Origin of the sequence: Sphingomonas astaxanthinifaciens DSM 22298, from assembly GCF_000711715.1 — a bacterium.
Classification (GTDB): Bacteria; Pseudomonadota; Alphaproteobacteria; order Sphingomonadales; family Sphingomonadaceae; genus Sphingomicrobium; species Sphingomicrobium astaxanthinifaciens_A.
The window spans coordinates 1,947,189-1,973,966 of sequence record NZ_JONN01000001.1; the positions used below are offsets into that span (position 1 = coordinate 1,947,189).

Below are 26,778 nucleotides of genomic sequence, written 5' to 3' on the forward strand. Positions count from 1 at the left end.
GGGAAAGCCTTCAGGTCACCTCGCCATCCGTTTTTCCTTGGAGCTTCAGACTCATGCGCCATCCCGTCCGTCTGTCCCTGCTGCTCGGGAGCGCTTCGCTCGCCGCGCTCGCGCTTCCCTCGCTTGCCGCCGCGCAGTCGACCACGGCGCCGCTGCCCGCGCTGGTCAGCGAGGTCCGCATCCCGAACCAGATGTTCAAGCTCCAGAACGGCCTCACCGTCGTCGTCCACGAAGACCGCAAGGCGCCGGTCGTCGCTGTCAGCGTCTGGTACAATGTCGGCTCGAAGGACGAACCGCAGGGCAAGACCGGCTTCGCCCACCTGTTCGAGCATCTGATGTTCAACGGGTCGGAAAACCTTCCGGACGACTATTTCAAATACACCACCGAGATCGGCGCGACCGACCTCAACGGCACCACCAGCTTCGACCGCACCAACTATTTCCAGACGGTGCCCAAGGCGGCGCTCGAGCGGGCGCTGTTCATGGAATCGGACCGCATGGGATATCTGCTCGGCGCGGTCACCCAGCAGAAGCTCGATAACCAGCGCGGCGTCGTCCAGAACGAGAAGCGGCAGGGCGACAACCGTCCGGGCGGCCTGATCCAGTACGAGATCTTCGGCAACCTGTTCCCGGCCGGCCACCCCTATCACCACACCCCGATCGGCTCGATGGCCGACCTCGACGCCGCCAGCCTTGCCGACGTCCAGGCCTGGTTCCGCGACAATTACGGCCCGAACAATGCGGTGCTGGTGCTCGCCGGCGACATCAACGCCGCCGAGGCCCGCCCGCTGGTCCAGAAGTATTTCGGCGCGATCAAGCGTGGTCCGGTCAACGTCCCCGCGATGGCGGCGGTCCCGCCCGCGAACGGCAAGACCATCGTCATGAAGGACCGCGTGCCGGCAACCACGCTGACGCGCACCTGGGCGATCCCGGGCATGCTCGACAAGCAGACCCCGGCGCTCGAACTCGGCGGTTCGGTCCTTGGCGGCCTCGCCAGCTCGCGGCTCGACAATGCGCTGGTGCGCAACGAGAAGCTGGCGGTGTCGGTTTCGGCGAGCGCCTCGCCGCAGCACCGCGTCGGCCTCTTCTCGGTCCAGGCGACGGTCAAGCCCGGCGTCGATCCGGCGCAGGTCGAGAAGCGGCTCGACGAGCTGATGGCCGACTTCATCGCCAAGGGGCCGACCCGCGAGGAACTGAAGCGCGCCGCGACCCAGGAAGTCGCCGGCACGATCAAGGGTCTCGAGCAGGTCGGCGGCTTCGGCGGCAAGGCCGTGGCGCTGGCGCAGGGCCAGCTCTACGCGGGCGATTCCAACTGGTACAAGAAGCAGCTCGAGGAATATGCCCGGGTCACCCCGGCGCAGGTCCAGGCGGCGTTCCGCCAGTACCTCACCCGTCCGCCGCTCAAGATCCGGCTCGAGCCGGGTGAGCGACCGGCCTATCAGGAAGCCAAGGGCGGCACCGCGCCCAAGAATGTCGGCACCGTGCCGACCCCGACCAAGCGGGCGATCCCGCCGGTCGGCGAATTTGCGGCGCTCGACTTCCCGACGATCGAGCGGGCGACCCTCTCGAACGGCATCAAGGTGACCTACGCGCAGCGCAAGGCGGTGCCGGTGACCACGATGGCGCTGGCCTTCGACGCCGGCCAGGCAGCCGATGCGCCGAACCAGCGCGGCCTCCAGGGCATGACCCTCGGCCTGCTCGAAGAAGGTGCCGGCAACCTCACCAGCCAGCAGATCGCCGAGCGGCAGGAAGAGCTTGGGGCCGAGATCGGCACGGGCTCGAGCCTCGACCGCAGCACGGTCACCCTGTCGGCGCTGTCAGCCAACCTCGCCCCCAGCCTCGACCTCCTCGAGACGGTGGTCGAGCAGCCGGCCTTCGCCCCGGCCGAACTCGAGCGGGTGCGGACCCAGGCCCTGACCGGGATCGCCCAGCAGCAGCGCGACCCCAACGGCATCGTCACCCGCGTGGTCCCGTCGCTGATCTGGGGTGCCAACCACCCCTATGCGGTGGTCGGCTCGGGCGACGCCGCGGCGGTCAAGGGCTTCACCCGCGCCGACGTCGTCGGATTCCAGCAGAAGTGGCTGCGCCCCGACAACATGGAGATCTTCGTGGTCTCCAACCTGCCGCTGTCGCAGCTCACGCAGCAGCTCGAGCAGCGCTTCGGCAACTGGGCGGCGCCGGCCGGCATCGCCAAGGGCGTCAAGAACTTCACCGCCCCGCCGCCGCGTCCGGCCAGCCCGACGGTCTACCTCGTCAACGTTCCCAATGCCCCGCAGTCGGTGGTGGTGGCCGCGCAGGTGACCCCGCTCGATCCGCGTGGTGACGTGATCGCCACCCAGGCCGGTTCGGAAGTTCTCGGCGGCAACTTCCTGTCGCGCATCAACATGGACCTGCGCGAGGCCAAGGGCTGGTCGTACGGGGTTAACGGCAATTTCTCGCTCAACCGCAATGGCGTGCCCTACACCATCGCGGCCCCCGTCCAGGCCGATCGCACCGGCGATTCGCTGGTCGCGCTCAACGCCCAGGTCAGCGACATGCTGTCGGCCAAGGGCGTCACCGACGAGGAGCTGGCGCGGGTCATCAGCAACAACGTCAACACGCTGCCGGGTCGCTTCGAGACCTCGACCGCGGTGCTGAACGCGATGCTGTCGAACAGCCTGCTCGGCCGTCCCGACGATTACCAGAAGCAGCTTGCGGTCCGCTATCGCGCGCTGTCGAAGGCCGGCATCGACGGCTCGCTGCGCCAGGCGATCGATCCCAAGGGCTTCACCTGGGTGGTCGTCGGCGATGCGGCCAAGGTGAAGCCGCAGCTCGACAAGATCGGCTATCCGGTCCAGGTGATCGAGCCGAAGTAAGCTTTCTACCGACGCCAGAGGAAGGGCCCGGGGCAGCGATGCCTCGGGCCTTTTCGTGTCAGTCGCCGGCGAGCGTAAGAAGCTTGGGCGCGGTGTCGCTGGTGCGGAACAGCCCCGCGAAACTGGTGGCGCCGACGCGCGCGGTGCAGTCGAGCCGGCTGCGATCGACTGCGAACGGGGTGAGCAGGCACGAGCCCCTGGCCGGGCGGGTGTCGAACGTGCCGCCGCCGCGGGTGACGAGCGTGACCTGATCGACCTTGAGCCGGGTCTGGTCGCCGACCTGTTTGTCGACCCGGCCGCGGAAGCTGAGCAGGCGGCCGTCCCTGGTGGTGAAGACGAAGGAAACCGCGCCCGAGGCATAGACGAGATTGACGAGCTGCGGGCGGCACCCGCCCCTGCGCGCGCCGGGCATGGCGAGCCGGTCGCAGTCGCCTTTCATGAAGCGGAGCATGGCGCCGGGCGGGGGCGCGATCGGTGCCGCCGCGCCGGAAGCGGCGGACAGCGCCACGAGCGCGAACGGAAAGAGGCGGCGCACGAACGAAAGGCTCCTTGAGGCGGCGGCGATTGGCCGCTCGGCCAACGAGCGACGGGCGTTTGGTTTCCCGGCGGCTCAGGCGAGCCGGGTGACGTGACCCATCTTGCGGCCAGGACGGGGCGCCCCCTTGCCGTAGAGGTGGAGGTGGGCGGCCGGGTCGGCGACGAGTGCGGGCCAGCGCGCGACATCGTCGCCGATGAGATTGTCCATCGTGATCCGTGTCGCGCGGCGCTCGGGGTTGCCGAGGGGAAGGCCGCACACCGCGCGGACGTGCTGGGCGAATTGCGAGGTGACCGCGCCCTCGATCGTCCAGTGCCCGCTGTTGTGGACCCGCGGAGCGATCTCGTTGACCAGGGGGCCATCGGCGCAGGCGAAATATTCCACCGTCAGCACGCCGACATGGCCCAGCCGCTCGGCGATGGCGGCGGCCTGGGCGCGGGCGGCCGGGACCTGGCGCTCGATCAGGTCGCCGGCGGGAAGGACCGACTGGCGGAGGATCCCGTCGGCGTGGATGTTGCGGGTCGAATCGAAGAAGGCGACGGCGCCATCCAGGCCCCTTGCGAGCACGACCGAGAATTCGGCTTCGAACGAGATCGCCTGCTCGGCGACCAGCGGCTTGTGGCCGAGCGACGCGAGGACGTCGGCGGCATCGGCGGCGTCGCGGAGCCAGGCTTGCCCCTTGCCGTCATAGCCGTCGCGGCGGGTCTTGAGGACGAGCGGAAGGCCGAGCGCTTCGACCGCGGCGTCGAGGTCGGCGAGGCTGTCGACCGTGCGCCACGCCGCGGGCCGGCCGCCGGCGGCTTCGACGAAGGCCTTTTCGGCGGCGCGGTCCTGCGCGATCCGGAGGCTCTCGGTCCCGGGGCGGAGCTTGTGCGCGATGGTCGCGAGCGGGCCGACGGGGAGATTCTCGAACTCGTAGGTGACGATGTCGCAGGCGGCCGCGAAGGTTTCGAGCGCGGCGACGTCATCGAAGGAGGCACGAGTGAAGGCGGCGGCGACGTCGGCGGCGCAGGGGGCCTCGTGCGGGTCGAAGACGTGGCAGCGGATCCCGAGCGGCGCCGCGGCGAGGGCCACCATGCGGCCGAGCTGGCCGCCCCCGATGATCCCGATGGTTCCGCCCGGACCGATCACTCGGGGCTTTCGGCAACGTTGTCGGTCTGCGCCGCGCGCCACGCCTCCAGCCGGCCGGCGAGGGCGGGATCGCCGAGCGCGAGGATCGAGGCGGCGAGCAGGCCGGCATTGATCGCCCCGGCCTTGCCGATGGCGAGGGTGGCGACGGGCACGCCGCCCGGCATCTGGACGATGCTGAGCAGGCTATCGAGGCCCGACAGCGCCTTGCTTTCGACCGGCACGCCGAGGACGGGCAGGCTGGTCATCGAGGCGGCCATGCCGGGAAGATGCGCGGCGCCACCCGCGCCGGCGATGATCACCTTCAACCCGCGCTCCTTCGCGCCTGTCGCATAATCGTACAGTCGCTTCGGAGTGCGGTGCGCCGAGACGACCTTTGTTTCATGAGCGATGCCGAGTTCCGCGAGGATGAGCGAGGCATGCCGCATCGTCTCCCAGTCGGATTGGCTACCCATGATGATTCCGACGTCCATATGCACTCGTCGCCCCGCTGGAGAGGCCCTGCTGTCTAAAGGCAGCAGCAAGCGCTGTCACCCGCTCCCCAACGCTTCCATATTGGGTTATGAGGCGTCGCCCCGGCGGGAGTGGGGCGAGGCATGAACAGCGAGCGCGACATGGTGGACGACGATCCGCTTGTCCTTCGGGCCGAGATCGCCCGGCTGCGCGCCAAGGTCGCGAAGCTCGAAAGTCAGGTCGGCGAGCTCGACCGTCTGGCGCATCATGATGCGCTGGTGCCGCTGCCCAATCGGCGGGGCTTCGAGCGAAACCTCGCCGGGCTGATCGACCGCTGCGAGCGCTATGGCGATTCGGGTGCCTTGCTGTTCGTCGACGTCGACGGGCTGAAGATGGTCAACGACAGCTTCGGCCACGACGCGGGTGATGCCGCCCTCATCCATGTCGCCGAGCTGCTGACCGGCGGGGTCCGGCAGAGCGATTGCGTCGCGCGCTTCGGCGGCGACGAATTCGCGGTGCTGCTGGAACGCGTCGACCTTGCCCAGGCGATGGAGACGGCGGCGCGGTTGACCGACCGGATCGCGGACGCCGCCTTCACCTTTGCGGGCAAGGCCATCCCCCTGTCGGCGGCGATCGGGATCGCCGAGATCAAGCCCGGCGACCGGCCGAAGGACGTCCTCGCCCGGGCCGACGAGGCGATGTACGAGGTCAAGGCCGCGGCCTGATCAGGCCTTGGCGAGCGTCCGCTTGAACCAGCCCTTGCGGCCGGCCTTGCCGCTCAGCACCGACCGCCGGAACCAGGCCGCCGCGAGCTTGAGGATCAGCGCGACCCACAGCATCTGCCAGGCGAGCGCGGCGAGGTGGGGGAGGATCGCCGGGTCCATCGCCGCCCGCGCCATCATCGCGAAGGGCGAGGACAGGGGGAAAGCGGCGGCGGCGATTCCCGCCGGCCCGTGCGGCTCGCTGATCGCGAAATTGGCGAGTGCGAAAAGGGCGACCTGCGACATGGTGACCGGCATCGACAGCGTCTGCACTTCGCGGGCGCTATTGGCCTGCGCGCCGATGCCGAGGAAGGCAGCGCCGATCAGCAAATAGCTCATCGCGAAATAGGCGCAGCCGAGGAAGGCGTAAAAGCCCCATCCGACCGCGGGCGCGGGCAAGCTGGCGAGCTTGTCCGCCGGAACCTTTAGTAGGACGATCGACAGGCCCGTGGTGGTCCAGACGAGGATCCCGGTCAGGCTCACGGTGAGCATCGCGAAGAGCTTGCCGATGAAGACCGTCTCGACCGGGACGGCGGCGGCGAGCACCTCGATCACCTTGTTCGACTTCTCCTCGATGAACTGGCTGAGCAGCATGCCCGAGAGAAGCAGGGTGAGGAAGAAGAGCAGGGCCTGGCCGGCGCGGGCAGTGGTGGTTCGGGCGGATTCGACCGAGCCGCTGGTCGCGGCCACCCGGTCGACGCTGACGGCGGGCAAGGGCTGGCCGGTGCCGGAGGCGCGGGAGAGGAGCAGCTGGACCTGTCCGGTGAGGCCGTCCCGCTCGCCCACCGCGCCGGTCAGGCGGGGAGTCGTGAAAGGATCGGACAGGACGGCGACGACCGGGGCGTCCTTTCCGGCGAGGAGCGCGCGCGGATCGGCGCCGGGCGCGACTTCCACCAGGCGCGGGAAGTTGGCGATGCCCGGCAGGTTGTCGAGCTCGTCGCGGACCCGGCTCAGCCGGGCATAGTCGGCGGGCGAGGCGACCACCGCCAGCCGCGGCTGCTCGCGCTCGGAGACGTGCGCGCCGATCCCGGCGAACAGCCCGCCGATCAGCAGCGGGAAGAGGGGGCCGAGCAGGAAGAAGAGGAAGGTCCGGCTCAGCACGGTCGCGGTATAGTCGCGGCGGGCGATCACCAGCGCGGCCTGGAGCTTGTTCATGCGGCGGGTCATGCGGGTACTCCCTGGCCCATGGCCTCGGCGGCGGCGGCCCCGGCGATGGCGACGAAGGCATCGTGGAGTCCGGGCCGCTCGATCGACAAGGTCTCGATCCCCGCATCATGTTCGAGGAGCGCGCGCAGGAGGGGCTCGGGGCCTTCTGGCGGCAGTTCGAAGCGCCATTCGCGGCCGGTCCAGCGCGCTTCATGGGGAAGTGCCGAGCGCCACGGGCCTTCCTCGGCGCGGGTCTGGAGTCGGACGATCGGACGCAGCCGGTCGCGCGCGGCATCGACCGCGCCGGCGAAGGCGACCTTGCCCGCGGCGACGATCGCGATCCGCTCGCACAATCGCTCGGCGTGGGCGATGACGTGGGTCGAGAAGATGACGGTCGCGCCCGCCGCGGCTTCGGCGCGGATCAGCGCTTCGAGCTTTTCCTGATTGATCGCGTCGAGGCCCGAGAAGGGTTCGTCGAGCACGATCAGCCGGGGATGGTGGATGAGCGTTCCGAGCAATTGCACCGTCTGGGCCATGCCCTTGGACAGGGTGCGGATCGGCTTGTTCTCCCACTCCGACAGCCCGCGTTCGGCGAGCATCGCGACCGCGCGGCGGCGGCCCTCGCGGATGGGCAGTCCGCGCAGCGCGCCCATGAAGGCGATCGCCTCGCGCGCGACCATCGCGGGATAGAGGCCGCGCTCCTCGGGGAGGTAGCCGACCTCGCTTGCCGCATCGAGCGGATTGGTCCGTCCGAGCAGGCTGCGGGTCCCGCTGTCGGGGTCGATGATCCCGAGCAGCATGCGGAGCGTGGTGGTCTTGCCCGCGCCATTGGGGCCGAGCAGGCCGAAAATGCTTCCGGTCGGGACCGCCAGGCTGACCCCGTCGACGGCCAGCTTGTCGCCGAAGGTCTTGACGAGATCGCGGGCTTCGACCGCCGCGCCCTCCCCCGACACTTGCTGCAGCACTCGTCTGGCCTCCCCTGTCGCCGCTCTGTAGTGAGACCAAGTGCCTGAACCCGCAAGCCTTAAGGAAAGGATACGAGCCGAGGCCGAGCGCCTGGGATTCGTCGCCTGCGGCTTCGCCCGCGCCGACGCGGTGCCCGAGGCGGGCGAGCGCCTGCGCGCGTGGCTGGCCGAAGGGCGCCACGGAACCATGGGCTGGATGGAAGAACGCGCCGGACAGCGGGCGCATCCCCAGGCTTTGTGGCCCGAGGCGAAGAGCGTCATCGCGCTGGCGATGAGCTATGCCCCGGCGGGCGACCCGAGGGCGCTCGAAGCCGAGGCCGAACGGGGGCGGATCAGCGTCTATGCGCAGGGCGCCGACTATCACAAGACGGTCAAGAAGGCGCTGAAGGCGCTGGCCCGCTTCATCGTCGATGCCGTTCCATCCGAGCTCAAGGTCTTCGTCGACACCGCGCCAGTGATGGAGAAACCGCTCTCGGCCGCGGCGGGGATCGGCTGGCAGGGGAAGCACACCAATCTCCTCTCGCGGAGCCACGGCAACTGGCTGTTCCTGGGCGTCATCTTCACCGAGCTGGAATTGGAGCCCGACCCCCCGGGAAGTCAGCATTGCGGGAGCTGCACCGCCTGCATCGGGGCGTGTCCGACGGGAGCCATCGACGCGCCGGGCAAGCTCGATGCGCGGCGGTGCATCTCCTACCTGACGATCGAGCATGCCGGGCCGATCCCGCTCGAATTTCGCGAGGCGATGGGCAATCGCATCTACGGCTGCGACGACTGCCTCGCGGCCTGTCCGTGGAACCGGTTCGCCGCGCAGGCGCAGGCCAATCGCGCCTTCCTGCCGCGCGCCGAACTGGTCGCGCCGCGTCTCGCCGACCTGCTCGCCCTCGACGATGGCAGCTTCCGCGAGCTGTTCGCGGGGAGCCCGATCAAGCGGATCGGGGTCAAGCGCTTCCTCCGCAACTGCCTGGTCGCCGCGGGCAATAGCGGCGACGGCGCGCTCCTGCCGCGGGTCGAGGCACTAGCTGGTGATTCTGATCCCGTGGTGGCCGAAGCCGCCGACTGGGCGGCCGAGCGGCTCAGAGTCGCGGCGGCGCCAGGCTCGTGATGCAGCCCTCGACCGGCAGCGGGTCGCCCGAGCCGGGCCGGCGGGCATCGGCGTGGAGGACGGTCGCGACCCCGGATCCGCTCGTCGGCGGGTAGAGATAGGCGTCGAGCACGCAGGTCGCATTCTGCCACTGCAGCTTGAGGCCCGGCCCCTCGCGGACCTGGAAGGCCGGCACGCCGAAGCGCTGGACAAGCTCGGGCTGCGACAGGCCGCTGATTCCGCTCCGGACTTCGACGGGCTTTGGCGTGGGCTTGGGCGTCGGCGTGGGCGGCGGGGTCGAGGCGCAGGCCGCGAGCAGCAGCGCGGAAACGGGCAGGAGGCGACGCATCCGGGCCTGATGGCGGGGCGGGCTCCCGGTGGCAAGGTGCTGGACGCCCCGGCCCCGCACCGCTACCCGCCCCGGCCATTCTCCCAACCGACCCAGGACCGCAAATGACCCAGCCCCGCTACGACGTGCTCGCCATCGGCAATGCCATCGTCGACGTGATCGCCGATGCCGACGACGCCTTCCTCGCTGCCGAGGGGCTGGTGAAGGGCTCGATGCGGCTGGTCGACGAAGCGGAATCGGCCGGGCTCTACAGCCGGATGCGCCCGGGCCGCGAGATCAGCGGCGGTTCGGCGGGCAACACCGCGGCGGGGCTGGCGGCGCTCGGTTGCAAGGTCGCCTATGCCGGCCAGGTCGCGGACGACCAGCTTGGTGCCATCTACGCCCATGACATAAGCGCGCAGGGCATCGACTTCATCGTCGCGCCGCGCGGCGGGATCGGCGCGACCGCGACCAGCCTGATCCTCGTCACGCCCGACGCGCAGCGGACCATGAATACCTTCCTCGGCGCATGCCAGCGGCTCGAGCTCGGCCACTTCGAGCCGGAAATCGCCGCCGAGGCGGGCATCGTCTACCTCGAGGGCTATCTGTGGAGCGCCGACGCGCCCCGGGCGGCGATGCTGGAGGCGATCGCGATTGCGAAGGAGGCGGGCCGACGCGTCGCGCTGACCCTGTCGGACAGTTTCGTCGTCGATGCGCACCGGGCGGAGTTCCTGCAGCTGATCGAGGACGGCAAGCTCGACATCCTGTTCGGCAATGCCGCGGAGCTTGCGGCGATGGCCGGCGAGGAGGATTTCGATTCCGCCGTGGCCGCGCTGGCAGAACGCGTGCCGCTGCTCGTCGCCACGCATGGCGAGCATGGCGCGGTGGCGGTGCGCGGGGACGAGCGGGCGCGGGTCGCCGCCGAACCCATCAGCCAGCTGGTCGACACGACCGGGGCGGGCGACCTCTTCGCGGCGGGCTTTCTCGCCGGCGAAGTCCGCGGCCTGCCGCTCGAGCAGTCGCTTCGGCTGGGCGCGATCGCCGCGGCGGAGGTCATCCAGCATTATGGCGCGCGGCCCGAGGCCGACCTCAAGGTACTGGCCGGCGACCTCCTCGCCTGAGCGTTTCCACGGCACCAAAAAAAAGGGCCGGAGCATCGCTGCTCCGGCCCTTTCTGTTTGCGTGGTCGACGATCAGTCGCGGTGAACCGTGCCGCCGCCGGGATTGTCCTCGCGGTAGACGGGCATTTCGTCGTCGGCGAGAACGGTATGCCCCTTCGCCAGCTCCGAATTGCGCATCCCGTAGAGGAAGTAGAGCACGATCGCGCCGAGCATGAACCAGCCGAAGAAGATCAGCACCCGGGTCTCGACGGTGAAGATCAGCGCGAAGCAGCTGAGGATGCCCAGCGCCGGCAGCACCGGATAGAGCGGGACCTTGTAGCCGCGCGGCAGTTCCGGGTGGGTGGTGCGCAGCCAGATCACGGTCAGGCAGACGATCCCGAAGGCCGCCAGCGTTCCGACCGAGGTCATGTCGCCGAGCGTGTTGATGTCGAAGAAACCCGCCGCGCAGGCGACGATCACGCCGACCAGCAGCGTGTTGACCCACGGGGTCTGGTACTTCGGGTGCACCTTCGCGAAGACGCGCGGCAGCAGGCCGTCACGCGCCATGGTGTAGAAGATGCGGGTCTGGCCATACATCAGCACGAGGATGACGCTGGTCAGGCCGATGATCGCGCCGACCTTGATGGTCGAGGCGAGCCAGGCCCATTGCGGGCCGAAGGCATCGACCGCGACCGCGACCGGATCGGGCACGTTGAGCTGGTTGTAGGGCACGATCAGGGTCAGCACGATCGACACCAGGATGTAGATGACCGTGCAGGCGATGAGGCTGCCGATGATCCCGATCGGCATGTCCTTGGCCGGATCCTTGGCTTCCTGGCCGGCGGTCGAGACCGCTTCGAAGCCGATGTAGGCGAAGAAGACGATCGAGGCGGCGCGCAGGATGCCGTCCCAGCCGAACTTGCCGTCACCCTCGTTGGGCGGAATGAACGGGTGCCAGTTGGGGGTGAACTTGTCGAGGTTCGACAGGAGGATGAAGCCGCCAACGATGATGAAGGCGGCGAGCACCGTCACCTTGATCGCGACGATGATGTTGTTGACCTTGGCGCTCTCGCTGACGCCGAGCACGAGCAGCAGCGACAGGGTTATGCAGACGAGGAACGCCGGCAGGTTGAACAGGTAGTTGCCGCCGGTGGCGACCCCCGCTTCCATGATCGCATGCCCGGTCGGGCCGGTCAGCTCGCGCGGGATGACGAGGCCGATGTCGCCGAGCAGGCTGACGATATAGCCCGACCAGCCGACCGCAACGACCGAGGCGGCGAGGCCATATTCCAGCAGCAGCAGCGAGCCCATGATCCACGCCGCGAACTCGCCGAGCGTGGTGTAGCTGTAGGTATAGGCCGAGCCCGACACCGGCAGCGTCGAGGACAATTCGGCATAGCAAAGGCCGGCGAAGGCGCAGACGATGCCGGCGATGACGAAGCTGATCAGGACGGCGGGGCCGGCATGAAGCGCGGCGGCGTTGCCGGTCCGGACGAAGATGCCGGCGCCGATGATGCAGCCGATACCGAGAAGGACGAGGTTCCAGGCACCGAGCGAGCGCTTGAGCTCGCTGGTCTGGGTCTCGCGCTGAACCTGGGCGACGCTCTTGCGCATGGTCATGCGCCCGAGGAGGCCCGGCCGAGGAGCTGTGGAGGCCATGTTGATCTTGTTCCCCTTGTGGGTGTGCTTATCGCGGGCGGAGCCTAGCGGGTGATTCCCCTCGTGCAATCCTATTGTCACACGTGTCTTCGGGGTGTTGCGGCGCGGTCGCAGCGGGGCCCTCAGCGCGCGAGCATGCCCCCCAGTGGCTGGCCGCCGAAGATGTGGACGTGGAGATGCGCGACTTCCTGCCCGGCGCGCTTGCCGGTGTTGGCGAGGAGGCGATAGCCCTGCGGCTCGGCACCGACGATCCTTGCGGTCTCGCCTACCGCGCGGACAAAGTCGGCGATCTCGGCGTCGGAGGCATTGGCCGAGAAATCCTCCCAGCTGACGTAAGGGCCCTTGGGGATCACCAGCACGTGGATCGCCGCCAGCGGATTGATGTCGTGGAAGGCAAGGCTGTGCTCGGTCTCGAGCACCTTCTTGGAGGGGATTTCGCCCCGGACGATCCGCGCGAAGATGTTGTTCCCGTCGTACGTCTGCTTGTGATCAATTGGCATGGAGGCGTTTCCCGGTTGACGCTTATCGCCGCCTCGCTACCAGTTCGGCGCATGGCCGACGAGAGCGCAGAAAGCCTGATTCCCTACGACGAGATCGTGCAGGAGGCGCTGCGCGACGTGGTCGGGCGTGTGCTCACCACGGTCGAGAAGGGCGGCGGGCTCCCCGGCGGGCATCATTTCTACATCACTTTCCGCACCCGCATGGCGGGGGTCGAGATCCCCAAGCATCTCGCCCAGCGCTTCCCGGACGAGATGACGATCGTCATCCAGCACCGCTTCTGGGACCTCCATGTCGCGCCCGATTTCTTCACCGTGGGGCTGAGCTTCGGCGGGGTGCCCGCGACGCTCCGAGTGCCGTTCGCGGCAGTGACCGACTTCGTCGATCCGGCGGTCGACTTCAGCCTCAAGTTCCAGGCCAACGGTGCCGAGAATGACGGGCATGAAGATCATGACACGCCGGAGAACGACGCCCCCGCGGTCGTCCCGGTCGAGGACGGCTCGAACGTCGTCTCGGTCGATTTCACCCGCAAGAAATGACGCGAACGTCACCCCGGGCTTGACCCGGGGTCTGCCTTCCTTTTGACGCGCCTTGAAGAACAAGGCGGATCCCGGCTCGAGGCCGGGATGACGAAAAGGAAGACCATGAGCGAGACTACCCGCACCGAGACCGACAGCTTCGGGCCGATCGAGGTCCCGGCCGACAGCTACTGGGGCGCGCAGACCCAGCGCAGCCTCGGCAACTTCCCCTTCGGCGAGCGCGAGCGGATGCCGATCCGGCTGGTCCACGCCCAGGCGATCGTCAAGCAGGCGGCGGCGCGGGTCAATCGCAAGCACGGGCTCGGCGCCGAGCTCGCCGACGCGATGGAAAGCGCCGCCTCGGCGATCATCCGCGGCGATTTCGACGACCAGTTCCCGCTCACCATCTGGCAGACCGGCAGCGGCACCCAGACCAACATGAACGTCAACGAGGTGATCGCGGGCATCGCCAACGAGGCGCTGGCCGGCACCCGCGGCGGCAAGAGCCCGGTGCATCCCAACGATCACGTCAACAAGAGCCAGAGCTCGAACGACAGCTTCCCGACGGCGCTGCATGTCGCCGCGGTGCTGGCAGCGGAGCAGCAGCTCTACCCCGCGCTCGACCGGCTGACCCAGGCGCTCGAGGCCAAGGCCAGGGCGTGGGATCATATCGTCAAGATCGGCCGTACCCATACGCAGGACGCGACCCCGCTGACGCTGGGCCAGGAATTCAGCGGCTATGCGGCGCAGCTGGTCAGCTGCCGCAAGCGGATCGAGGGCGCGCTCGAGGGCAATCTCCGCAAGCTCGCGATCGGCGGGACCGCGGTCGGGACCGGGCTCAATGCGCCCGAGGGCTGGGCCGAGGACATGTGTGCGGCGATCAGCGACATTGCCGGCAGCCGGTTCGAGCCGGCGCCGAACAAGTTCGCCGAAATGGCGGCGCGCGACGGCCTCGTCTTCTTCCACGGCGCGCTGGCGACGCTGGCGGTGGCGCTCAACAAGATCGCCAACGACATCCGCTTCCTCGGAAGCGGGCCGCGCTCGGGGCTCGGCGAACTCAGCCTCCCCGAGAACGAGCCGGGCAGCTCGATCATGCCGGGCAAGGTCAATCCGACCCAGTGCGAGAGCCTGACGATGGTCTGCGCGCAGGTCATCGGCAACGGCCAGGCGCTGACTATCGGCGGGATGCAGGGCCATTTCGAGCTCAATGTCTTCATGCCGCTGATCGGATCGAACGTGCTGCGCTCGGTCGAACTGCTGTCGATCGGGATGGTCAGCTTCGCCGAGCGTTGCGTCGAGGGGATCGTCGCCAACGAGGATCATATCCGCGACCTCGTCGCGCGCAGCCTGATGCTGGTGACCGCGCTGGCGCCGGAGATCGGCTATGACAATGCCGCGGCGATCGCCAAGCATGCCCACAAGAAGGGGCAGAGCCTCAAGGAAGCCGGGCTCGAACTGGGCCTGGTCGATGCCGAGACCTTCGACCGGGTGGTCCGGCCCGAGGCGATGATCGGGCGGTGAGGTCCGCGCGCCTCCTCGCCCTCGTCGGCCTGGCCCTGCTCGCCGGCTGCGCGACCCGGCCTTCGGGTCCGGCGCCGGCGGAGCGGCCGGCCGGGGCGGGGACGGCGCTCCCCGCGCCCGAGGCAAGGGTGCCCGATGCGGCCACTTACGTCGCCCGGGCGGCTTCCTATGACCAGCTCGTGATCCGCGCGGGCGCGGTGGCCCTGACGGATGGCGATGCCGCGACCGAGGGCCTGCGCCGGACCCTGGCGGAAGAGCATCGCGGGCTTGCGGCGCAACTGTCATTCGCGGGGCGGCGGCTGAACCTGCTACCCTCGCCGGTGCTGCTGGCCAACCACCAGGCGTGGCTCGACGAATTCGCCGCGGCGCCCACGCGGGCGGCCTACCTCCGGCTGATGCGGCGGGTGCACCAGAACAGCTATTCGATGCACGCCGGCTTCGCCGACCGCGGTGCGAGCCCGACCCTGCGCCCGGTTGCGCGCAACGCCGCCGATACCGAACGCCGTCATTTCGCCGCGCTTCGCTAGGGGCTGAGTCGCCCGATTGACTCCGTTCGCGGACTCGCGCGAATAAGAACAAAAGCAGAACAAGAACGTTGCGAGTCGTGTGGATCGAGGTTTTCGCCTGGTCGCCGGCGGCGGGAGCCGTGCGGCTTCTTCAACCGCCCTGTCGCAAAGCGATCGGGAGGCGGACCGCTCGGCGCAGCCGGGTGGTGGAGGGGCCCTTGCGCCATCGGCCACTCCGTCCCCATTCCGCGTTGCGGAACAGGGAGGAAGCATCCTCTCCGAACTGTTCGCTTCCTCGCCGCGCGATGCCGGCTGGACGGGCTTCGTGCTCGGCCAGCTCGACCCCGTGCGGCCCTTGCTCTGGGTGCAGGAACGGATGGCGATCCGCGAGGGCGGGCGGGTCCATGCGGCCGGGCTCGGAGCGTTCGGCCATGGGCTCATCCATGTCGAGGCAAGGGATTCCAGGGCGGCGCTGTGGGCGATGGAGGAGGGCCTCCGATGTCCGGCTTTAGGCGGGGTGATCGGCGAATTGTGGGGCGATTCCCCCGCGCTCGACTTCACCGCGACGCGGCGGCTGGCGGTGGCGGCGGAGCGCCACGGGGTCGCCTGCTGGCTGGTCCGGTTGCAGGGGAACGCCAATCTGTCGGGCGCGCGCGAACGCTGGCGGCTGGGCAGCGCGCCGAGCCAAGCCCATCCGTTCGATCCGAAAGCGCCCGGAGCCGCGCGCTGGCAGGCCGAGCTGTTCCGCTCGCGCCGGCGGTTGCCGGGCACGTGGGTGGTCGGCGATGACGCGCCGGATCTGCTCGCTGTGGCTGCCGAACTTGGCGATCGAGCGCTGGGCCAATCTCACCGGCGCGCCTGACGAGGCGCTCGCCCGTCCGCTCGTCCTGACGATCGAGGGGCGGCACGGCCAGCTCATCCATGCGGCGACCCCGGCCGCGGCGGCGCGCGGCGCGCGGCCGGGCGGGCGGCTGGCCGATGCGCGCGCGCTCGATCCCGCGCTCGAGGCCGAGCCGGCGGATGTCGGCGGCGAAGCGGCTTGGCTGACGACCGCGGCGCGCTGGGCCCAACGCTGGTCGCCTTTGGTCGAGATCGACGGCGCGCATGGGCTTCGCCTCGACGTCGGCGGGGTCGCGCATCTGTTCGGCGGCGAGGAAGCCCTGCTCCGCGACATGGAGACGCGCTTCGCGGCGATGGGGATCGGCGCGCGGGCCGCGATCGCCCCGACGGCGGGCGCGTCCTGGGCACTGGCCCGCTACGGGCGGGACCGGCGGCTGGCGGCGGAGGCCGAGCTGGCGCGGGTGCTCGCGCCCTTGCCGGTCACGGCGCTGCGCCTGTCGCCGATTGCCAACCACATGCTGGTCCGCCTCGGCCTCAAGGAGATCGGCGACCTTGCCGGGGTCCCGCGCAAGGCGCTCGCGCGGCGTTTCGCCAAAGACGAGCATCCGCTCGACGCGCTCGACCGCGCGCTTGGCCGAAAACCCGAACCGCTTACCCCCTTGCCCGAGGATCCGCCGCCGCGCGCCTTGCTCCCGCTGAAGGAGCCGGTGGTCCATCCCGAGGCCGCGGCGCAGGCGCTCGGCCGGCTGGTCCCGCCGCTGGCGAAGGAGCTCGGGCGGCGCAAGCTTGGTGCCCGCCACCTCGTGCTCACCGCCTACCGGGTCGACGGCAGCCTCGGCGAAGTCCAGGTCGCGACCTCCATCCCCTCGCGCGATCCGGACCACCTCCACCGCCTGCTGTCGGGAATCCTCGAGCGGCAGGGGATCGACCCCGGCTTCGGGATCGACGCCTTCGCGCTCGAGGTGCGCTGGTGGGAGCGGCTCGACGCGGCGCAGGAGGCGCTGCTCGGCGAGCCCCCGGCGGAGCTGGCGGTGGCCGCGCTGATCGACCGGCTGAGCGTCCGGCTGGGACCCGCCAGGGTCCGCCGCCCGGTCGCGGTCGACAGCCACCTCCCCGAGCGGGCGGCGGGCTGGGTCGAGGGAGTGGACACCGCCGCGCACTCCCCGCTTTCGCTGTCGCGAGCGGAGGCGCTTCCCACCCGCCTCCTCGATACGCCCGAGGAAGTCGCGGTCATCTATGCCACGCCCGAAGGGCTGCCGCGCCGGTTCGTGTGGCGACGCAAGGTCCATGACATCGCCCGCGCGCAGGGGCCGCAGCGGATCTCGCCCGAATGGTGGCGCTCGCGTTCCACCGCCCGGCTGCGCGACTATTACAAGGTCGAGGATACGGCGGGGGTGCGCTTCTGGATCTTCCGAGAGGGCGTGGTCGGCGACGGCCGCGGCGGTCCGCCCCCGTGGTTCGTCCACGGGCTGTTCTCGTGAGTCGGGTGCATGCCTGAACAGGAAGGCCATGCCCGCAAGCGGCTCGAGCCCAGGGGTCCGCTCGCGCCCATTCCCCGTGCGCCGTTCGTCGAGCTCGGCATATCGACTCCCTTCTCGTTCCTGCGCGGGGTGTCCGACGCGCTGGAGCTGATCCCGGTCGCCCGCGAGCTCGGCATGGACGCAATCGGAGTCGCCGACCGCAACACGCTGGCCGGCGTGGTGCGGATCCATACCAACGCCAAGACGGCCGGGGTGAAGCCGCTGATCGGCTGCCGGCTGGTGGTGCGATGCACCCCCTCCCGCTTGCGAGAGGGGGCAGGGGGTGGGGACTCGCCACCCACGCTCAGGCTGGTGGAGACAAGCCCACCCCCGGCCCCTCCCGCGAGCGGGAGGGGAGAAGAGCAGGTCGAACTCCTCGCCTACCCCGTCGACCGCGAGGGCTATGCCCGCTTGTCCCGCCTGCTCAGCCTCGGCCAGGGACGCGCGATCAAGGGGGAGTGCGAGCTCAGCCTCGCCGATGTCGCCGACCATGCCGAGGGAATCGCCTTCATCGCCTGGCCGGGCGAGGACCTCGATTCGTTCGAGGCGCGGCTGCCGCACATTCTGGAGGCTTTGCCCGGTCTTCGCCACATCGCCGCCACCCATTGCTATCGCGGCGACGACCTCGCCCGGATCGAGCGGCTCGACCGGCTGGCCAAAAGCATCGGCGGCACCATCCTCGCCTCGAACGATGTCCATTATCACGCCCCCGAGAAGCGCCCGCTGCAGGACGTGGTGACCTGCATTCGCGAGAAGGTGACGCTGGCCGAGGCGGGCACTCGGCTCCACGCCAATGCCGAGCGGCATCTCAAGGGCCCCGAGGAGATGGCGCGGCTGTTTGCCCGCTGGCCCCATGCGATTTCCGCCACCCGCGAGTTCGCCGACGCGCTCGACTTCAGCCTCGACGAACTGCGCTACGAATATCCGCGCGAGAGCGTGCCCGCGGGGCGGACCCCGCAGGAGCAACTGATCCACCTGACGTGGGAGGGGGCGGCGTTCCGCTATCCGGACGGCGTGCCCGACAAGGTGGTCAAGCAGCTCAACCATGAGCTCGCCCTGATCGAGAAACTCGACTTCGCGCGCTACTTCCTGACGGTCCACTCGATCGTCGAATTCGCCCGCACCTGCGAACCCCCGATCCTTTGCCAGGGGCGCGGGTCGGCGGCCAACAGCGCGGTCTGCTACTGCCTCCAGGTCACCGCGGTCGACCCGGCCGACACCGACCTCCTGTTCGAGCGCTTCATCTCCGAGGAGCGCAAGGAGCCGCCCGACATCGACGTCGATTTCGAGCATGAGCGGCGCGAGGAGGTGATCCAGCACATCTACCAGAAGTATGGCCGCGACCGCGCCGGGCTGTGCGCCACCGTCATCCACTACCGCCCGCGCTCGGCGATCCGCGAGGTCGGCAAGGTGATGGGTCTCTCCGAGGACATTTGCGCCGCCATCGCCGGCAGCATCTGGGGCTGGGGCGAGGACGTGACCGAGACGCACGTCCAGGAAGCCGGGCTCGACCTTTCCGATCCCCACCTCGCGCGGACGATCAAGCTTGCCGAGCAGCTGATCGGCATGCCGCGCCACCTGTCGCAGCACGTCGGCGGCTTCATCCTCACCGAGCGGCCGCTGATCGAGACCGTCCCCGTCGGCAACGGTGCCATGCCCGACCGCACCTTCATTGAATGGGACAAGGACGACATCGAGGAATTGGGGATTCTCAAGATCGACGTGCTTGCGCTCGGCATGCTGACCTGCATCCGCAAATGCTTCGACCTCATCGCCGAGGTGCATGGGCAGCGCTTCGATCTCGCCACCGTCCCGCGCGAGGAGCCCCGCGTCTACGACATGCTGTGCAAGGGCGATTCGCTGGGCGTGTTCCAGATCGAAAGCCGGGCGCAGATGAACATGCTGCCGCGCCTGAAACCGCGCTGCTTCTACGACCTGGTGATCGAGGTCGCGATCGTCCGCCCGGGACCGATCCAGGGCGACATGGTCCATCCCTATCTCAAGCGCCGGCAGGGCAAGGAGCCGGTGATCTATCCGCGTCCGTCGATCGAACATGGCCCGCCCGACGAGCTGGAGCGGATCCTGAAGCGGACCCTGGGCGTGCCGGTGTTTCAGGAGCAGGCGATGAAGATCGCGCTCGATGCCGCCAGGTTCAGCTCGGCCGAAGCCAACCAGCTTCGAAAGGCGATGGCGACCTTCCGCAGCCGGGGCACGATCGACCTCCTCCAGGACAAGATGGTCGAGCGGATGGTGACCCGCGGCTACGAGCGCGAATTCGCCGAGCGCTGCTTCCACCAGATCCGCGGGTTCGGCGAATATGGCTTTCCCGAAAGCCACGCGGCGAGCTTCGCGCACCTCGTCTATGTCTCGAGCTGGCTCAGGTGGCGCTATCCCGCGGCCTTCGCGGCGGCGCTGCTCAATTCGCAGCCGATGGGCTTCTACGCACCCGCGCAGATCGTGAAGGACGCGCAGGCGCACGGGGTGACGGTGCTGCCGGTCGACGTCAACGAAAGCGGGTGGGACTGCAGTCTCGAGCAGCAGCGCCCTTCGACTGCGCTTCGCTCCGCTCAGGACCAACGAGGTTCGGAAAACAAGCCCGTTCGTCCTGAGCGAAGTCGAAGGACGTTGGACCAGCCTTCGCCGGTCGCCCTGCGGCTCGGCCTCCGCCAGGTCGAGGGGTTGCGGGCGATGGATGCGGCGAAGCTGGTGGCGTCCGTCCCCTATCGCACGGTCGAAGAGCTTCACCGCCGCGGCGGGGTGCCGCCGCATGCGATCGTCCGACTCGCCGAGGCCGACTGCTTCCGCTCGATCGGGCTCGACCGGCGCCAGGCCTTGTGGGACGCCCGCGCGCTCCGGCCGGTGCCCGAGCTTCCCCTGTTCGCCGCCGCCCGGGCGCGGGAGGAGGGCGAGGAGCGCGAGAAGGCGGTGCTGCCGCCCATGCCGCTGCCCGAGCATGTGGTGAGCGACTACCAGACCACCAGGCTCAGCCTGAAGGCGCATCCGATGCAGTTCCTGCGCGATCATTATGCAGGCCAGGGCTTCGTCCGTGCCGTCGACCTGCGCGACATCCGCTACGGCAAGCGCGTCAGCCTCGCGGGGCTGGTGCTGATCCGCCAGCGGCCGGGGAGCGCCAAGGGGGTCTGCTTCATCACGCTCGAGGACGAGACCGGCACCGCCAACCTCGTCGTCTGGCCCGATGCCTTCGCCGCCCAGCGCCGGGTGGTGATGGGCGCGCGGCTGATGGTGGTGCACGGGATCGTCCAGCATGACGAGGCGGTCTGCCACCTCATCGCCAGCCGGCTGGAGGATGAAAGCTGGCGGCTGCGCGGCCTCAGCGACAGCCAGTCCTTCGATCCGCAGGTCGGGCGCGGCGATGGTGCGGGCCCAAGCCGCCCGCCCATGGCGCGCCACCCGCGCGCGGTCGAGGTGATTCCCAAGGCGCGGGTCATCAACTGCCCAACACATTGAGGCCATGCCACAATCCTGCCACTCTTGAGCAAGCTTGGTGAAAGCCTGGCATGCTATGAGGACGCCATGAAAAGCCGAGCCTTCCTTGCCGTCCTGACCGCGCTCTTCGCCGCGACCCCGGCGCTGGCGCAGAGCCCGATCGAGGGTCTGTGGACCAATCCCAAGCGCTCGGTCGTGGTCCGAATCGCCCCCTGCGGCCCGGCCTGGTGCGGCCGCGTGGTCAAGGCCAGCGCGCACGAGGAGGAGAAGGCCGCCCGCCACGGGGTCGAGAATCTCGAGGGCGAGCAGATGCTGACCGGGCTCCGTCCCGCGGGGGCGGGCAAGTGGAAGGGGCAGGTCTATGTGCCCAAGATCCGCAGCAAGGTCGGCAGCACCGTCACCATGAAGTCGCCGGGCCGGATGAGTGTTTCGGGCTGCTTCGCCGGAATCATCTGCAAGACGCAGGTCTGGACCAAGGTCGGCTGACCCTTTCCTTCGCACCGGCGCATCGCTAGCGCCGGGGCATGAGCAAGCCTCCTGTCCTCGTCACCGGCGGCGCCGGCTATATCGGCAGCCACGCCGTCCTTGCCCTCCACGACGCGGGCTGGCCGGTGGTGGTGGTCGACAACCTTTCCAACGGAACCCGCGAGGCGGTCCCCGACGCGGTGCCGCTGATCGAGGCCGACATCGGCGATGCGGCGGCAATGGAGACGATCCTCCAGGAGCAGGGGGTCGCCGCGATCATGCATTTCGCGGGCTCGATCGTGGTCCCCGAAAGCGTCACCGACCCACATTTCTACTATCGCAACAACACGGTCGCGACCCATGCGCTGGTCGGCGCCGCCTTGAAGCAGGGGGTCAGGCACCTCCTCTTCTCCTCGACCGCCGCCACTTATGGCGCGCCCGAGACCGTGCCGATCGACGAGGACACGCCGACCCGGCCGATCAATCCCTACGGCTGGTCGAAGCTGATGAGCGAGCAGATGCTGCGCGACTGCGCGGCGGCCTATGACGTCAATTTCGGTGCGCTGCGCTATTTCAACGTCGCGGGCGCCGATCCCAAGGGCCGGTCGGGCCAGGTCGGCAAGGGCGCGACCCACTTGCTCAAGGTCGCCTGCGAGGCGGCGGTCGGCAAGCGCACCCATGTCGACGTCTTCGGGACCGACTATCCGACCCCCGACGGGACCTGCATCCGCGACTACATCCACGTCGCCGATCTGGCGAATGCCCACGTCCTCGCGCTCGAGGCGCTGATCGCCGAGCCGAAGGACAGCTTCACCCTCAATTGCGGCTACGGCCGCGGGACTTCGGTGCTCGAGATGCTCGATGCGCTCGACCGGGTGAACGGGACCCCGGTCAAGCGGGTGATGGGCCCGCGCCGCGCCGGCGATCCCCCGCAGTTGGTCGCCGCCAACCGACGCTTGGTCGAACGGCTGGGTTGGCAGCCGCGCTTCGCCGATACCGACGTGATCATCGAAAGCGCGCTCAGCTGGGAGCGCCGCCTTTATCAGAAAGAAGCCGCCACTTGCGCCTGACTCCGTTCGGTATCGCTCCGCTCGCCGCTGTCCTCATCGCCGCCGCGCCGGCCAAATCTCCCCCGCTCGCCCCGCTCTACCGCGCTCCGCAGGCGCAGGCCGACCGGGTCCATGCGACGGTGCAGTTCCTCGCCGACGACCTCCTCGAGGGCCGCGGCACCGGCAAGCGTGGCCATGAGGTCGCCGCCGCCTATGTCGCCAGCCGCTTCCGCGCCTTGGGTCTCCAGCCCGCGGGCGAGAATGGCAGCTGGTACCAGCGCGTGCCGTTCCGCCGCGCGACGATCGACGGCACCCCGAGTTTCACGCTGACCCTGAACGGCAAGAGCGAGGCGCTCACCGACAAGGAGATGGCGGTCCGCCCGAGCGTGACCGAGCAGGTCCGCAATCTCAGCGCGCCGCTGGTCTATGTCGGCTTCGGCCTGCGCGATCCCAAGCTCAAGCTCGACGATTATGCCGGGCTCGACGTTCGTGGGAAAATCGTGATCACGCTCGGCGGGACCCCGCCGGGGCTGCCGAGCGACATCGCCGCCCACCTCTCCTCGCGCAAGGCCGAGATGGCCGCCGCGGCCGGTGCGATCGGGATCCTCGACATCACCAACGGCAATGCCGGCACCCGGCCGGTGACCGACTGGATCGACAAGGAAGGCCGCGCCGGCTCGACCCCGCAGGGCCTGCGCGTCCGAGGGATCATCGCCCGTTCGCTCGCCGAGCGGCTGTTCGCCGCTTCGCCCCAGCCCCTTGCCGCCGTGATGGCGGCGCGCGCGGCGGGCAAGCCCTTGCCGGGCTTCGCGCTCGGCTCGTCGGTGGCGATGCAGGTCAAGTCGGCGTGGAGCGATTTCACCAGCCCCGAGGTCGTCGGCAAGATGGAAGGCAGCGACCCGCGCCTCAAGGCCGAGCATGTCGTCCTGATGGGCCATCTCGACCATCTCGGGATCAAGGAAGACGCCAAGCCCGGCGAGGACAATATCTACAACGGCGCGCTCGACAATGCGGCGGGCGTCGCGACCATGCTCGAGGCTGCCGAGCGGTTCGTCGCCTCGGGGCAGAAGCCCAAGCGCTCGCTCCTGTTCATCGCCAATACGGGCGAGGAACTGGGCCTGCTCGGCGCCTCCTACTGGGCGGCGCATCCGACCGTGCCCGTCGAGAGCGTCACCGCGGGCATCGATCTCGACATGCCGCTGCCGCTCTATGACTTCACCGACGTGACCGCCTTCGGCGCCGAGCACAGCACGATTGCCGACGCGGTCGCCAAGGCCGGCCGGACCATGGGCGTTTCGGTCGGGCCCGATCCCATGCCCGAGCAGGGCATCTTCGTCCGTTCCGACCATTATCCGCTGGTGCTGCGCGGGATCCCGGCGATCCTGATGTTCACCGGCCACGCCAATGGCGGCAAGCCCAAGTGGGACGCCTTCTTCGCGGGCGCCTATCACCGGCTCAACGACGACCTGAACCAGGACATCAACTGGGGGGCGCTCGCCCGCTATGGCGAGCTCAACTATCGGATCGCCCGCGAACTGGCCGATTCGCCCCAGCGGGCGACGTGGAAGAAGGGCGACTATTTCGCCAGGCCTTGAGCCACGACCGGTTGCGACCGTCGGGTCCGTTTCGGACCAACGGGTAAGGCGCCGGGCAGGCTCGCACCTTAGGGTCCGGCGGGCATGTCCCGTCAGGATCAACCGCGATCGATCGCACGGTCACGGCGTCGGCCGGCGCTCGGCGGCACGGTCACGCCCGGAAGGGGCGGCTTCGGCAGAGCGGGCGGCGGCGGGCGGCGAATGGGCGAGCGCCGGCCCGCGCCGCTCACCGTCGCGCTGTCGACGCTCAGCCGCAATCTCGTCGGCACCCTGCTCGACATTTCGCGCATGGGCGCCCGGGTGCGGCTCGCCGCGCCGCCGGCCGTCGGGCAGGAGGTTTACCTGACCCTGGGCGCGTTGCGGCTGTTTGGGAGCGTGTGCTGGGCGAGCGCGGATCAGTGCGGACTGGTCTTCGACGAGGCGATCAACGCGAACGAGCTTTCGCGGGTCATGATCGACGCGCTTCGGTCGCGCGACACCACCCCCGAAATCCTTGCCGCGCGCGAGGACTGGGAGCAGCGCCGCCTCTGACCTGCCCTGAGGGAAATGCGCTGCCGAAACTTGACTCGGGCGTCCGCCTCCCATAGTGGCACCGGCCGAAGCCCTCCGGGCGTCTACCGACAACCAGATACAAAAGAGACGGGCGTCCCGCCATGAAGATTCGCAATTCGCTGAAGAGCCTCAAGGACCGTCACCGGGACTGCCGCGTCATTCGCCGGCGTGGCCGCACTTACGTCATCAACAAGACGAACCGCCGGTTCAAGGCGCGCCAGGGCTAAACTGGCTGAACCGGCCCCGAACGGGCCGGCTCAATTCATCGCTGAAGCAGAGCGGCCTGCCGTCATCGACGGTTAAGGTCGCTTCGGCTATTTCAGGCTTCCATAAGGAGCCGATTCGATGAGCATGTTCGTCCGTACCACCATTGCCGCCGCCTTCGTTGCGGTCGGGCTTGGGTTTGCGGCCGTGCCGGATTCGGCTTCGGCTCAGGCCAATAGTCAGGGCTGCGTCTCGCCGCCGGGCCTCAACTACATGATCTGCAACGGCCAGCGCGTGCCGAAGCCGACCAACCGGATCACCAATCCGGACGGCAGCTGGCGCGAGGAAAGCAAGCAGGGCAATTGCATCGTCGTGCGCGAGAAGAGCGCTACCGGCGAATTCAAGGAAAGCCGTCGCTGCGACTGAGCGGGTCGGCCCGGTTGGTCCCGGGCCGGTTCGTCAGCTTTGCTTGGCGATTCCGCGCGCCGTCCGCCCGCTGGGATCGGCCGCGATCTTGCATTCGGGAAGCTTGAAGCGCGCCATGTCGGTGCACGGCCGGACCTGCGCGCTGCCGTCGCCGCCGACGAAGATCCCCCAGCTGCGCTTGTCGTCGCAGTCGGCCGCCCACATCGACAGGTTGTTATACTCGGCGACATAGCCCGAGCGCACCACCCGCTTGCAGCGCAATCCGCTGGCGAGAATCGCGCGTTTGAGGGCGATGTCGCGGTTCATGTCGCTCAGCTGATGGAGCGCGTCCTGTTCGGCGCTGCGGACCGCGATCGGCGCGTCCTTGGTCTTGGCGGCCTGGTCGCCGCCCGAACCGCAGGCGCTGATCGTGAGGGCGAGGGCGGGGAGCAGCAACAGACGCATCGTCATTCCTCTTCGTACTCGATGGCCACCGCGGCGGCGACCGCCTTGGCGAGATCGACCGCCTGGCCCATGCTGGCGGCGCGGGCGAGAGCGACCCCCATGCGGCGACCGGGCAGGGTCTCCGGCTTTCCAAACAGCCGAAGGTCGACCGGGGTTGCGGGCGATCCCTTCGCAAGCGCCTCGGCCACCCCGCGGAAGGCGAAGGCGCGGCTCGGCCGGTCGGCGAGGACGACCGCCGAGGCGCTGGGGCCGCGCTGGACGATCGGCGCGACCGGCAGGCCGAGGATCGCCCGCAGGTGGAGCTCGAACTCGTTGGGCTCCTGACTGACGAGCGTGACCATGCCCGTGTCATGCGGGCGCGGGCTCAGTTCGGAGAAGATCGCCCGATCGCCCGCAATGAAGAATTCGACCCCAAACAGCCCGCGACCCCCCAGTGCCGAGACGATGGTCGCGGCCTGCCGCTGTGCGCTCTCCAGCACAGGCGGGGCGAGGGCGGCGGGCTGCCAGCTCTCGCGATAGTCGCCCGCTTCCTGGCGGTGGCCGATGGGCGCGCAGAAATGCACACCGTCGGCCGCGGCGACCGTCAGCAGCGTGATCTCGCTGTCGAAGCGGATGAATTCCTCGACGATCACCCGCGGCCGGTCGCCACGCATCTTCTCGATCGCGTAGCGAAAGGCCGAGCGGACCTCGTCGGGAGTCGAGGCGGTACTCTGCCCCTTGCCCGAGGAGGACATGACCGGCTTGATGACGCAGGGCAGGCCGACATGCTCGGCGGCGGCGAGCGCTTCCTCCTCGCTTTCGGCGAAGCGATAGCGGCTGGTGGTGAGCCCAAGTTCCTCGGCAGCGAAACGGCGAATGCCGTCGCGGTTCATCGTCAGCTGCGCGGCTTTGGCCGAGGGGACGACATGCCATCCCTCGCTCTCGAGCGCGGCGAGGGTCGCGGTGTCAATCGCCTCGATCTCGGGCACGATGAAATCGGGGCGGTGCTTCTCGACCGCGGCCCGGAGCGATTCCCCGTCGAGCATCGAGAAGACTTCGGCCGCGTCGGCCACCTGCATTGCGGGGGCTCCCGCATAGCGGTCGCAGGCGACCACCGCGCAGCCGAGCCGCTTGGCGGCGATGGCAAATTCCCGTCCGAGCTCACCGGACCCGAGCAGCATCAGCTTCGCGAGGAACATGGGT

The 26,778-nt window shown here is 69.2% G+C and carries 26 protein-coding genes; 16 read left to right on the plus strand and 10 right to left on the minus strand.

Going from position 1 to position 26,778, the window contains the following annotated elements:
- Positions 1-53: 53 nt before the first annotated feature.
- Positions 54-2,855, plus strand: coding sequence for a M16 family metallopeptidase (locus tag BS69_RS0110090; RefSeq protein ID WP_029941824.1), 2,802 nt, complete (start codon positions 54-56; stop codon positions 2,853-2,855).
- A gap of 58 nt (positions 2,856-2,913) precedes the next feature.
- Here the strand turns inward: BS69_RS0110090 and BS69_RS0110095 are convergent, their stop codons facing one another.
- The 3 genes from BS69_RS0110095 to purE form a co-directional block, all read right to left on the minus strand.
- Positions 2,914-3,390: a hypothetical protein gene (locus BS69_RS0110095; RefSeq protein ID WP_029941825.1), complete on the minus strand. Its 477-nt coding sequence runs from the start codon at positions 3,388-3,390 to the stop codon at positions 2,914-2,916.
- A gap of 75 nt (positions 3,391-3,465) precedes the next feature.
- Entirely contained in the window at positions 3,466-4,521 is a 1,056-nt protein-coding gene (locus BS69_RS0110100) for a 5-(carboxyamino)imidazole ribonucleotide synthase (RefSeq protein ID WP_029941826.1), read from the minus strand.
- A complete protein-coding gene (gene purE, locus BS69_RS0110105) occupies positions 4,518-4,973 on the minus strand; it encodes a 5-(carboxyamino)imidazole ribonucleotide mutase (RefSeq protein ID WP_211248110.1) in 456 nt (151 codons plus the stop codon). The genes BS69_RS0110100 and purE overlap by 4 nt, the downstream gene beginning before the upstream one ends.
- Positions 4,974-5,114: 141 nt before the next feature.
- On the opposite strand from purE, the gene BS69_RS13305 reads away from it, so the two are divergent.
- Complete coding sequence (locus tag BS69_RS13305) at positions 5,115-5,696, plus strand: GGDEF domain-containing protein (protein WP_051676683.1); 582 nt, start codon at positions 5,115-5,117, stop codon at positions 5,694-5,696.
- Here the strand turns inward: BS69_RS13305 and BS69_RS0110115 are convergent, their stop codons facing one another.
- Positions 5,697-6,899 carry an ABC transporter permease gene (locus BS69_RS0110115; protein WP_084184450.1) on the minus strand — a complete coding sequence of 401 codons (1,203 nt, stop codon included), beginning with the start codon at positions 6,897-6,899 and terminating at the stop codon, positions 5,697-5,699.
- Positions 6,896-7,840, minus strand: a complete 945-nt coding sequence (locus tag BS69_RS0110120) for an ABC transporter ATP-binding protein (RefSeq protein ID WP_029941830.1) — start codon at positions 7,838-7,840, stop codon at positions 6,896-6,898. Before BS69_RS0110120 ends, BS69_RS0110115 begins: the two co-directional genes overlap by 4 nt.
- Positions 7,841-7,883: 43 nt before the next feature.
- Between BS69_RS0110120 and queG the strand changes: the two genes are divergently transcribed.
- The gene (gene queG, locus BS69_RS0110125) at positions 7,884-8,945 is read left to right on the plus strand and encodes a tRNA epoxyqueuosine(34) reductase QueG (protein WP_029941831.1); all 1,062 of its coding nucleotides are present in this window, start codon (positions 7,884-7,886) and stop codon (positions 8,943-8,945) included.
- Here queG and BS69_RS0110130 read toward each other — a convergent pair.
- On the minus strand, positions 8,917-9,273 hold the full coding sequence (locus BS69_RS0110130) for a hypothetical protein (protein ID WP_029941832.1): 357 nt from the start codon (positions 9,271-9,273) through the stop codon (positions 8,917-8,919). The genes queG and BS69_RS0110130 overlap by 29 nt on opposite strands.
- Positions 9,274-9,377: 104 nt before the next feature.
- Between BS69_RS0110130 and BS69_RS0110135 the strand changes: the two genes are divergently transcribed.
- Positions 9,378-10,373, plus strand: a complete 996-nt coding sequence (locus BS69_RS0110135; RefSeq protein ID WP_029941833.1) for an adenosine kinase — start codon at positions 9,378-9,380, stop codon at positions 10,371-10,373.
- 72 nt (positions 10,374-10,445) lie between these two features.
- Here the strand turns inward: BS69_RS0110135 and BS69_RS0110140 are convergent, their stop codons facing one another.
- Both BS69_RS0110140 and BS69_RS0110145 read right to left on the minus strand, forming a co-directional pair.
- Positions 10,446-11,972, minus strand: a complete 1,527-nt coding sequence (locus BS69_RS0110140) for an amino acid permease (RefSeq protein WP_156956996.1) — start codon at positions 11,970-11,972, stop codon at positions 10,446-10,448.
- A gap of 161 nt (positions 11,973-12,133) precedes the next feature.
- Positions 12,134-12,511, minus strand: coding sequence for an HIT domain-containing protein (locus tag BS69_RS0110145; protein WP_029941835.1), 378 nt, complete (start codon positions 12,509-12,511; stop codon positions 12,134-12,136).
- A gap of 51 nt (positions 12,512-12,562) precedes the next feature.
- On the opposite strand from BS69_RS0110145, the gene BS69_RS0110150 reads away from it, so the two are divergent.
- From BS69_RS0110150 to BS69_RS0110205, 12 genes are all read left to right on the plus strand, one after another.
- The gene (locus BS69_RS0110150; RefSeq protein WP_029941836.1) at positions 12,563-13,048 is read left to right on the plus strand and encodes an SspB family protein; all 486 of its coding nucleotides are present in this window, start codon (positions 12,563-12,565) and stop codon (positions 13,046-13,048) included.
- Between the two features lie 105 nt (positions 13,049-13,153).
- Positions 13,154-14,548, plus strand: coding sequence for a class II fumarate hydratase (fumC, locus tag BS69_RS0110155; RefSeq protein ID WP_029941837.1), 1,395 nt, complete (start codon positions 13,154-13,156; stop codon positions 14,546-14,548).
- Positions 14,545-15,075: a DUF305 domain-containing protein gene (locus BS69_RS0110160; protein WP_029941838.1), complete on the plus strand. Its 531-nt coding sequence runs from the start codon at positions 14,545-14,547 to the stop codon at positions 15,073-15,075. The genes fumC and BS69_RS0110160 overlap by 4 nt, the downstream gene beginning before the upstream one ends.
- Positions 15,076-15,379: 304 nt before the next feature.
- Entirely contained in the window at positions 15,380-15,916 is a 537-nt protein-coding gene (locus tag BS69_RS0110165) for an ImuA family protein (RefSeq protein WP_051676685.1), read from the plus strand.
- Positions 15,840-17,375, plus strand: a complete 1,536-nt coding sequence (locus tag BS69_RS0110170; RefSeq protein ID WP_029941840.1) for a Y-family DNA polymerase — start codon at positions 15,840-15,842, stop codon at positions 17,373-17,375. The genes BS69_RS0110165 and BS69_RS0110170 overlap by 77 nt, the downstream gene beginning before the upstream one ends.
- A 9-nt stretch (positions 17,376-17,384) precedes the next feature.
- Positions 17,385-20,882, plus strand: coding sequence for an error-prone DNA polymerase (locus BS69_RS0110175; RefSeq protein WP_029941841.1), 3,498 nt, complete (start codon positions 17,385-17,387; stop codon positions 20,880-20,882).
- Positions 20,883-20,948: 66 nt separating this feature from the next.
- Positions 20,949-21,347: a DUF2147 domain-containing protein gene (locus BS69_RS0110180; protein WP_029941842.1), complete on the plus strand. Its 399-nt coding sequence runs from the start codon at positions 20,949-20,951 to the stop codon at positions 21,345-21,347.
- Positions 21,348-21,385: 38 nt separating this feature from the next.
- On the plus strand, positions 21,386-22,396 hold the full coding sequence (gene galE, locus BS69_RS0110185; RefSeq protein WP_029941843.1) for a UDP-glucose 4-epimerase GalE: 1,011 nt from the start codon (positions 21,386-21,388) through the stop codon (positions 22,394-22,396).
- Positions 22,387-23,970 (plus strand): M20/M25/M40 family metallo-hydrolase, encoded by a 1,584-nt coding sequence (locus BS69_RS0110190; RefSeq protein ID WP_029941844.1) that lies wholly within the window; start codon positions 22,387-22,389, stop codon positions 23,968-23,970. The genes galE and BS69_RS0110190 overlap by 10 nt, the downstream gene beginning before the upstream one ends.
- Before the next feature lie 201 nt (positions 23,971-24,171).
- Entirely contained in the window at positions 24,172-24,501 is a 330-nt protein-coding gene (locus BS69_RS0110195; RefSeq protein ID WP_029941845.1) for a PilZ domain-containing protein, read from the plus strand.
- Between the two features lie 122 nt (positions 24,502-24,623).
- Entirely contained in the window at positions 24,624-24,749 is a 126-nt protein-coding gene (gene ykgO, locus BS69_RS0110200) for a type B 50S ribosomal protein L36 (protein WP_029941846.1), read from the plus strand.
- Positions 24,750-24,867: 118 nt separating this feature from the next.
- The gene (locus tag BS69_RS0110205; RefSeq protein ID WP_029941847.1) at positions 24,868-25,152 is read left to right on the plus strand and encodes a hypothetical protein; all 285 of its coding nucleotides are present in this window, start codon (positions 24,868-24,870) and stop codon (positions 25,150-25,152) included.
- A gap of 33 nt (positions 25,153-25,185) precedes the next feature.
- On the opposite strand, the gene BS69_RS0110210 is transcribed toward BS69_RS0110205, so the two are convergent.
- Both BS69_RS0110210 and purT read right to left on the minus strand, forming a co-directional pair.
- A complete protein-coding gene (locus BS69_RS0110210) occupies positions 25,186-25,596 on the minus strand; it encodes a hypothetical protein (RefSeq protein WP_051676687.1) in 411 nt (136 codons plus the stop codon).
- Between the two features lie 2 nt (positions 25,597-25,598).
- Entirely contained in the window at positions 25,599-26,774 is a 1,176-nt protein-coding gene (purT, locus tag BS69_RS0110215) for a formate-dependent phosphoribosylglycinamide formyltransferase (RefSeq protein ID WP_029941849.1), read from the minus strand.
- Positions 26,775-26,778 lie beyond the last annotated feature (4 nt).

What these genes read in the sequence shown, in the direction of transcription:
- BS69_RS0110090 (WP_029941824.1), top strand. Translation starts at nt 54, where the DNA reads ATGCGCCATCCCGTCCGTCTGTCCCTGCTGCTCGGGAGCGCTTCGCTC.
- BS69_RS13305 (WP_051676683.1), top strand. Translation starts at nt 5,115, where the DNA reads ATGAACAGCGAGCGCGACATGGTGGACGACGATCCGCTTGTCCTTCGG.
- BS69_RS0110115 (WP_084184450.1), bottom strand. Translation starts at nt 6,899, where the DNA reads ATGACCCGCCGCATGAACAAGCTCCAGGCCGCGCTGGTGATCGCCCGC.
- BS69_RS0110180 (WP_029941842.1), top strand. Translation starts at nt 20,949, where the DNA reads ATGAAAAGCCGAGCCTTCCTTGCCGTCCTGACCGCGCTCTTCGCCGCG.
- BS69_RS0110170 (WP_029941840.1), top strand. Translation starts at nt 15,840, where the DNA reads ATGACGCGCCGGATCTGCTCGCTGTGGCTGCCGAACTTGGCGATCGAG.
- ykgO (WP_029941846.1), top strand. Translation starts at nt 24,624, where the DNA reads ATGAAGATTCGCAATTCGCTGAAGAGCCTCAAGGACCGTCACCGGGAC.
- BS69_RS0110210 (WP_051676687.1), bottom strand. Translation starts at nt 25,596, where the DNA reads ATGCGTCTGTTGCTGCTCCCCGCCCTCGCCCTCACGATCAGCGCCTGC.
- BS69_RS0110150 (WP_029941836.1), top strand. Translation starts at nt 12,563, where the DNA reads ATGGCCGACGAGAGCGCAGAAAGCCTGATTCCCTACGACGAGATCGTG.
- BS69_RS0110205 (WP_029941847.1), top strand. Translation starts at nt 24,868, where the DNA reads ATGAGCATGTTCGTCCGTACCACCATTGCCGCCGCCTTCGTTGCGGTC.
- BS69_RS0110175 (WP_029941841.1), top strand. Translation starts at nt 17,385, where the DNA reads ATGCCTGAACAGGAAGGCCATGCCCGCAAGCGGCTCGAGCCCAGGGGT.
- BS69_RS0110145 (WP_029941835.1), bottom strand. Translation starts at nt 12,511, where the DNA reads ATGCCAATTGATCACAAGCAGACGTACGACGGGAACAACATCTTCGCG.
- BS69_RS0110195 (WP_029941845.1), top strand. Translation starts at nt 24,172, where the DNA reads ATGGGCGAGCGCCGGCCCGCGCCGCTCACCGTCGCGCTGTCGACGCTC.
- BS69_RS0110135 (WP_029941833.1), top strand. Translation starts at nt 9,378, where the DNA reads ATGACCCAGCCCCGCTACGACGTGCTCGCCATCGGCAATGCCATCGTC.
- galE (WP_029941843.1), top strand. Translation starts at nt 21,386, where the DNA reads ATGAGCAAGCCTCCTGTCCTCGTCACCGGCGGCGCCGGCTATATCGGC.
- fumC (WP_029941837.1), top strand. Translation starts at nt 13,154, where the DNA reads ATGAGCGAGACTACCCGCACCGAGACCGACAGCTTCGGGCCGATCGAG.
- purT (WP_029941849.1), bottom strand. Translation starts at nt 26,774, where the DNA reads ATGTTCCTCGCGAAGCTGATGCTGCTCGGGTCCGGTGAGCTCGGACGG.
- BS69_RS0110140 (WP_156956996.1), bottom strand. Translation starts at nt 11,972, where the DNA reads ATGACCATGCGCAAGAGCGTCGCCCAGGTTCAGCGCGAGACCCAGACC.
- BS69_RS0110130 (WP_029941832.1), bottom strand. Translation starts at nt 9,273, where the DNA reads ATGCGTCGCCTCCTGCCCGTTTCCGCGCTGCTGCTCGCGGCCTGCGCC.
- purE (WP_211248110.1), bottom strand. Translation starts at nt 4,973, where the DNA reads ATGGGTAGCCAATCCGACTGGGAGACGATGCGGCATGCCTCGCTCATC.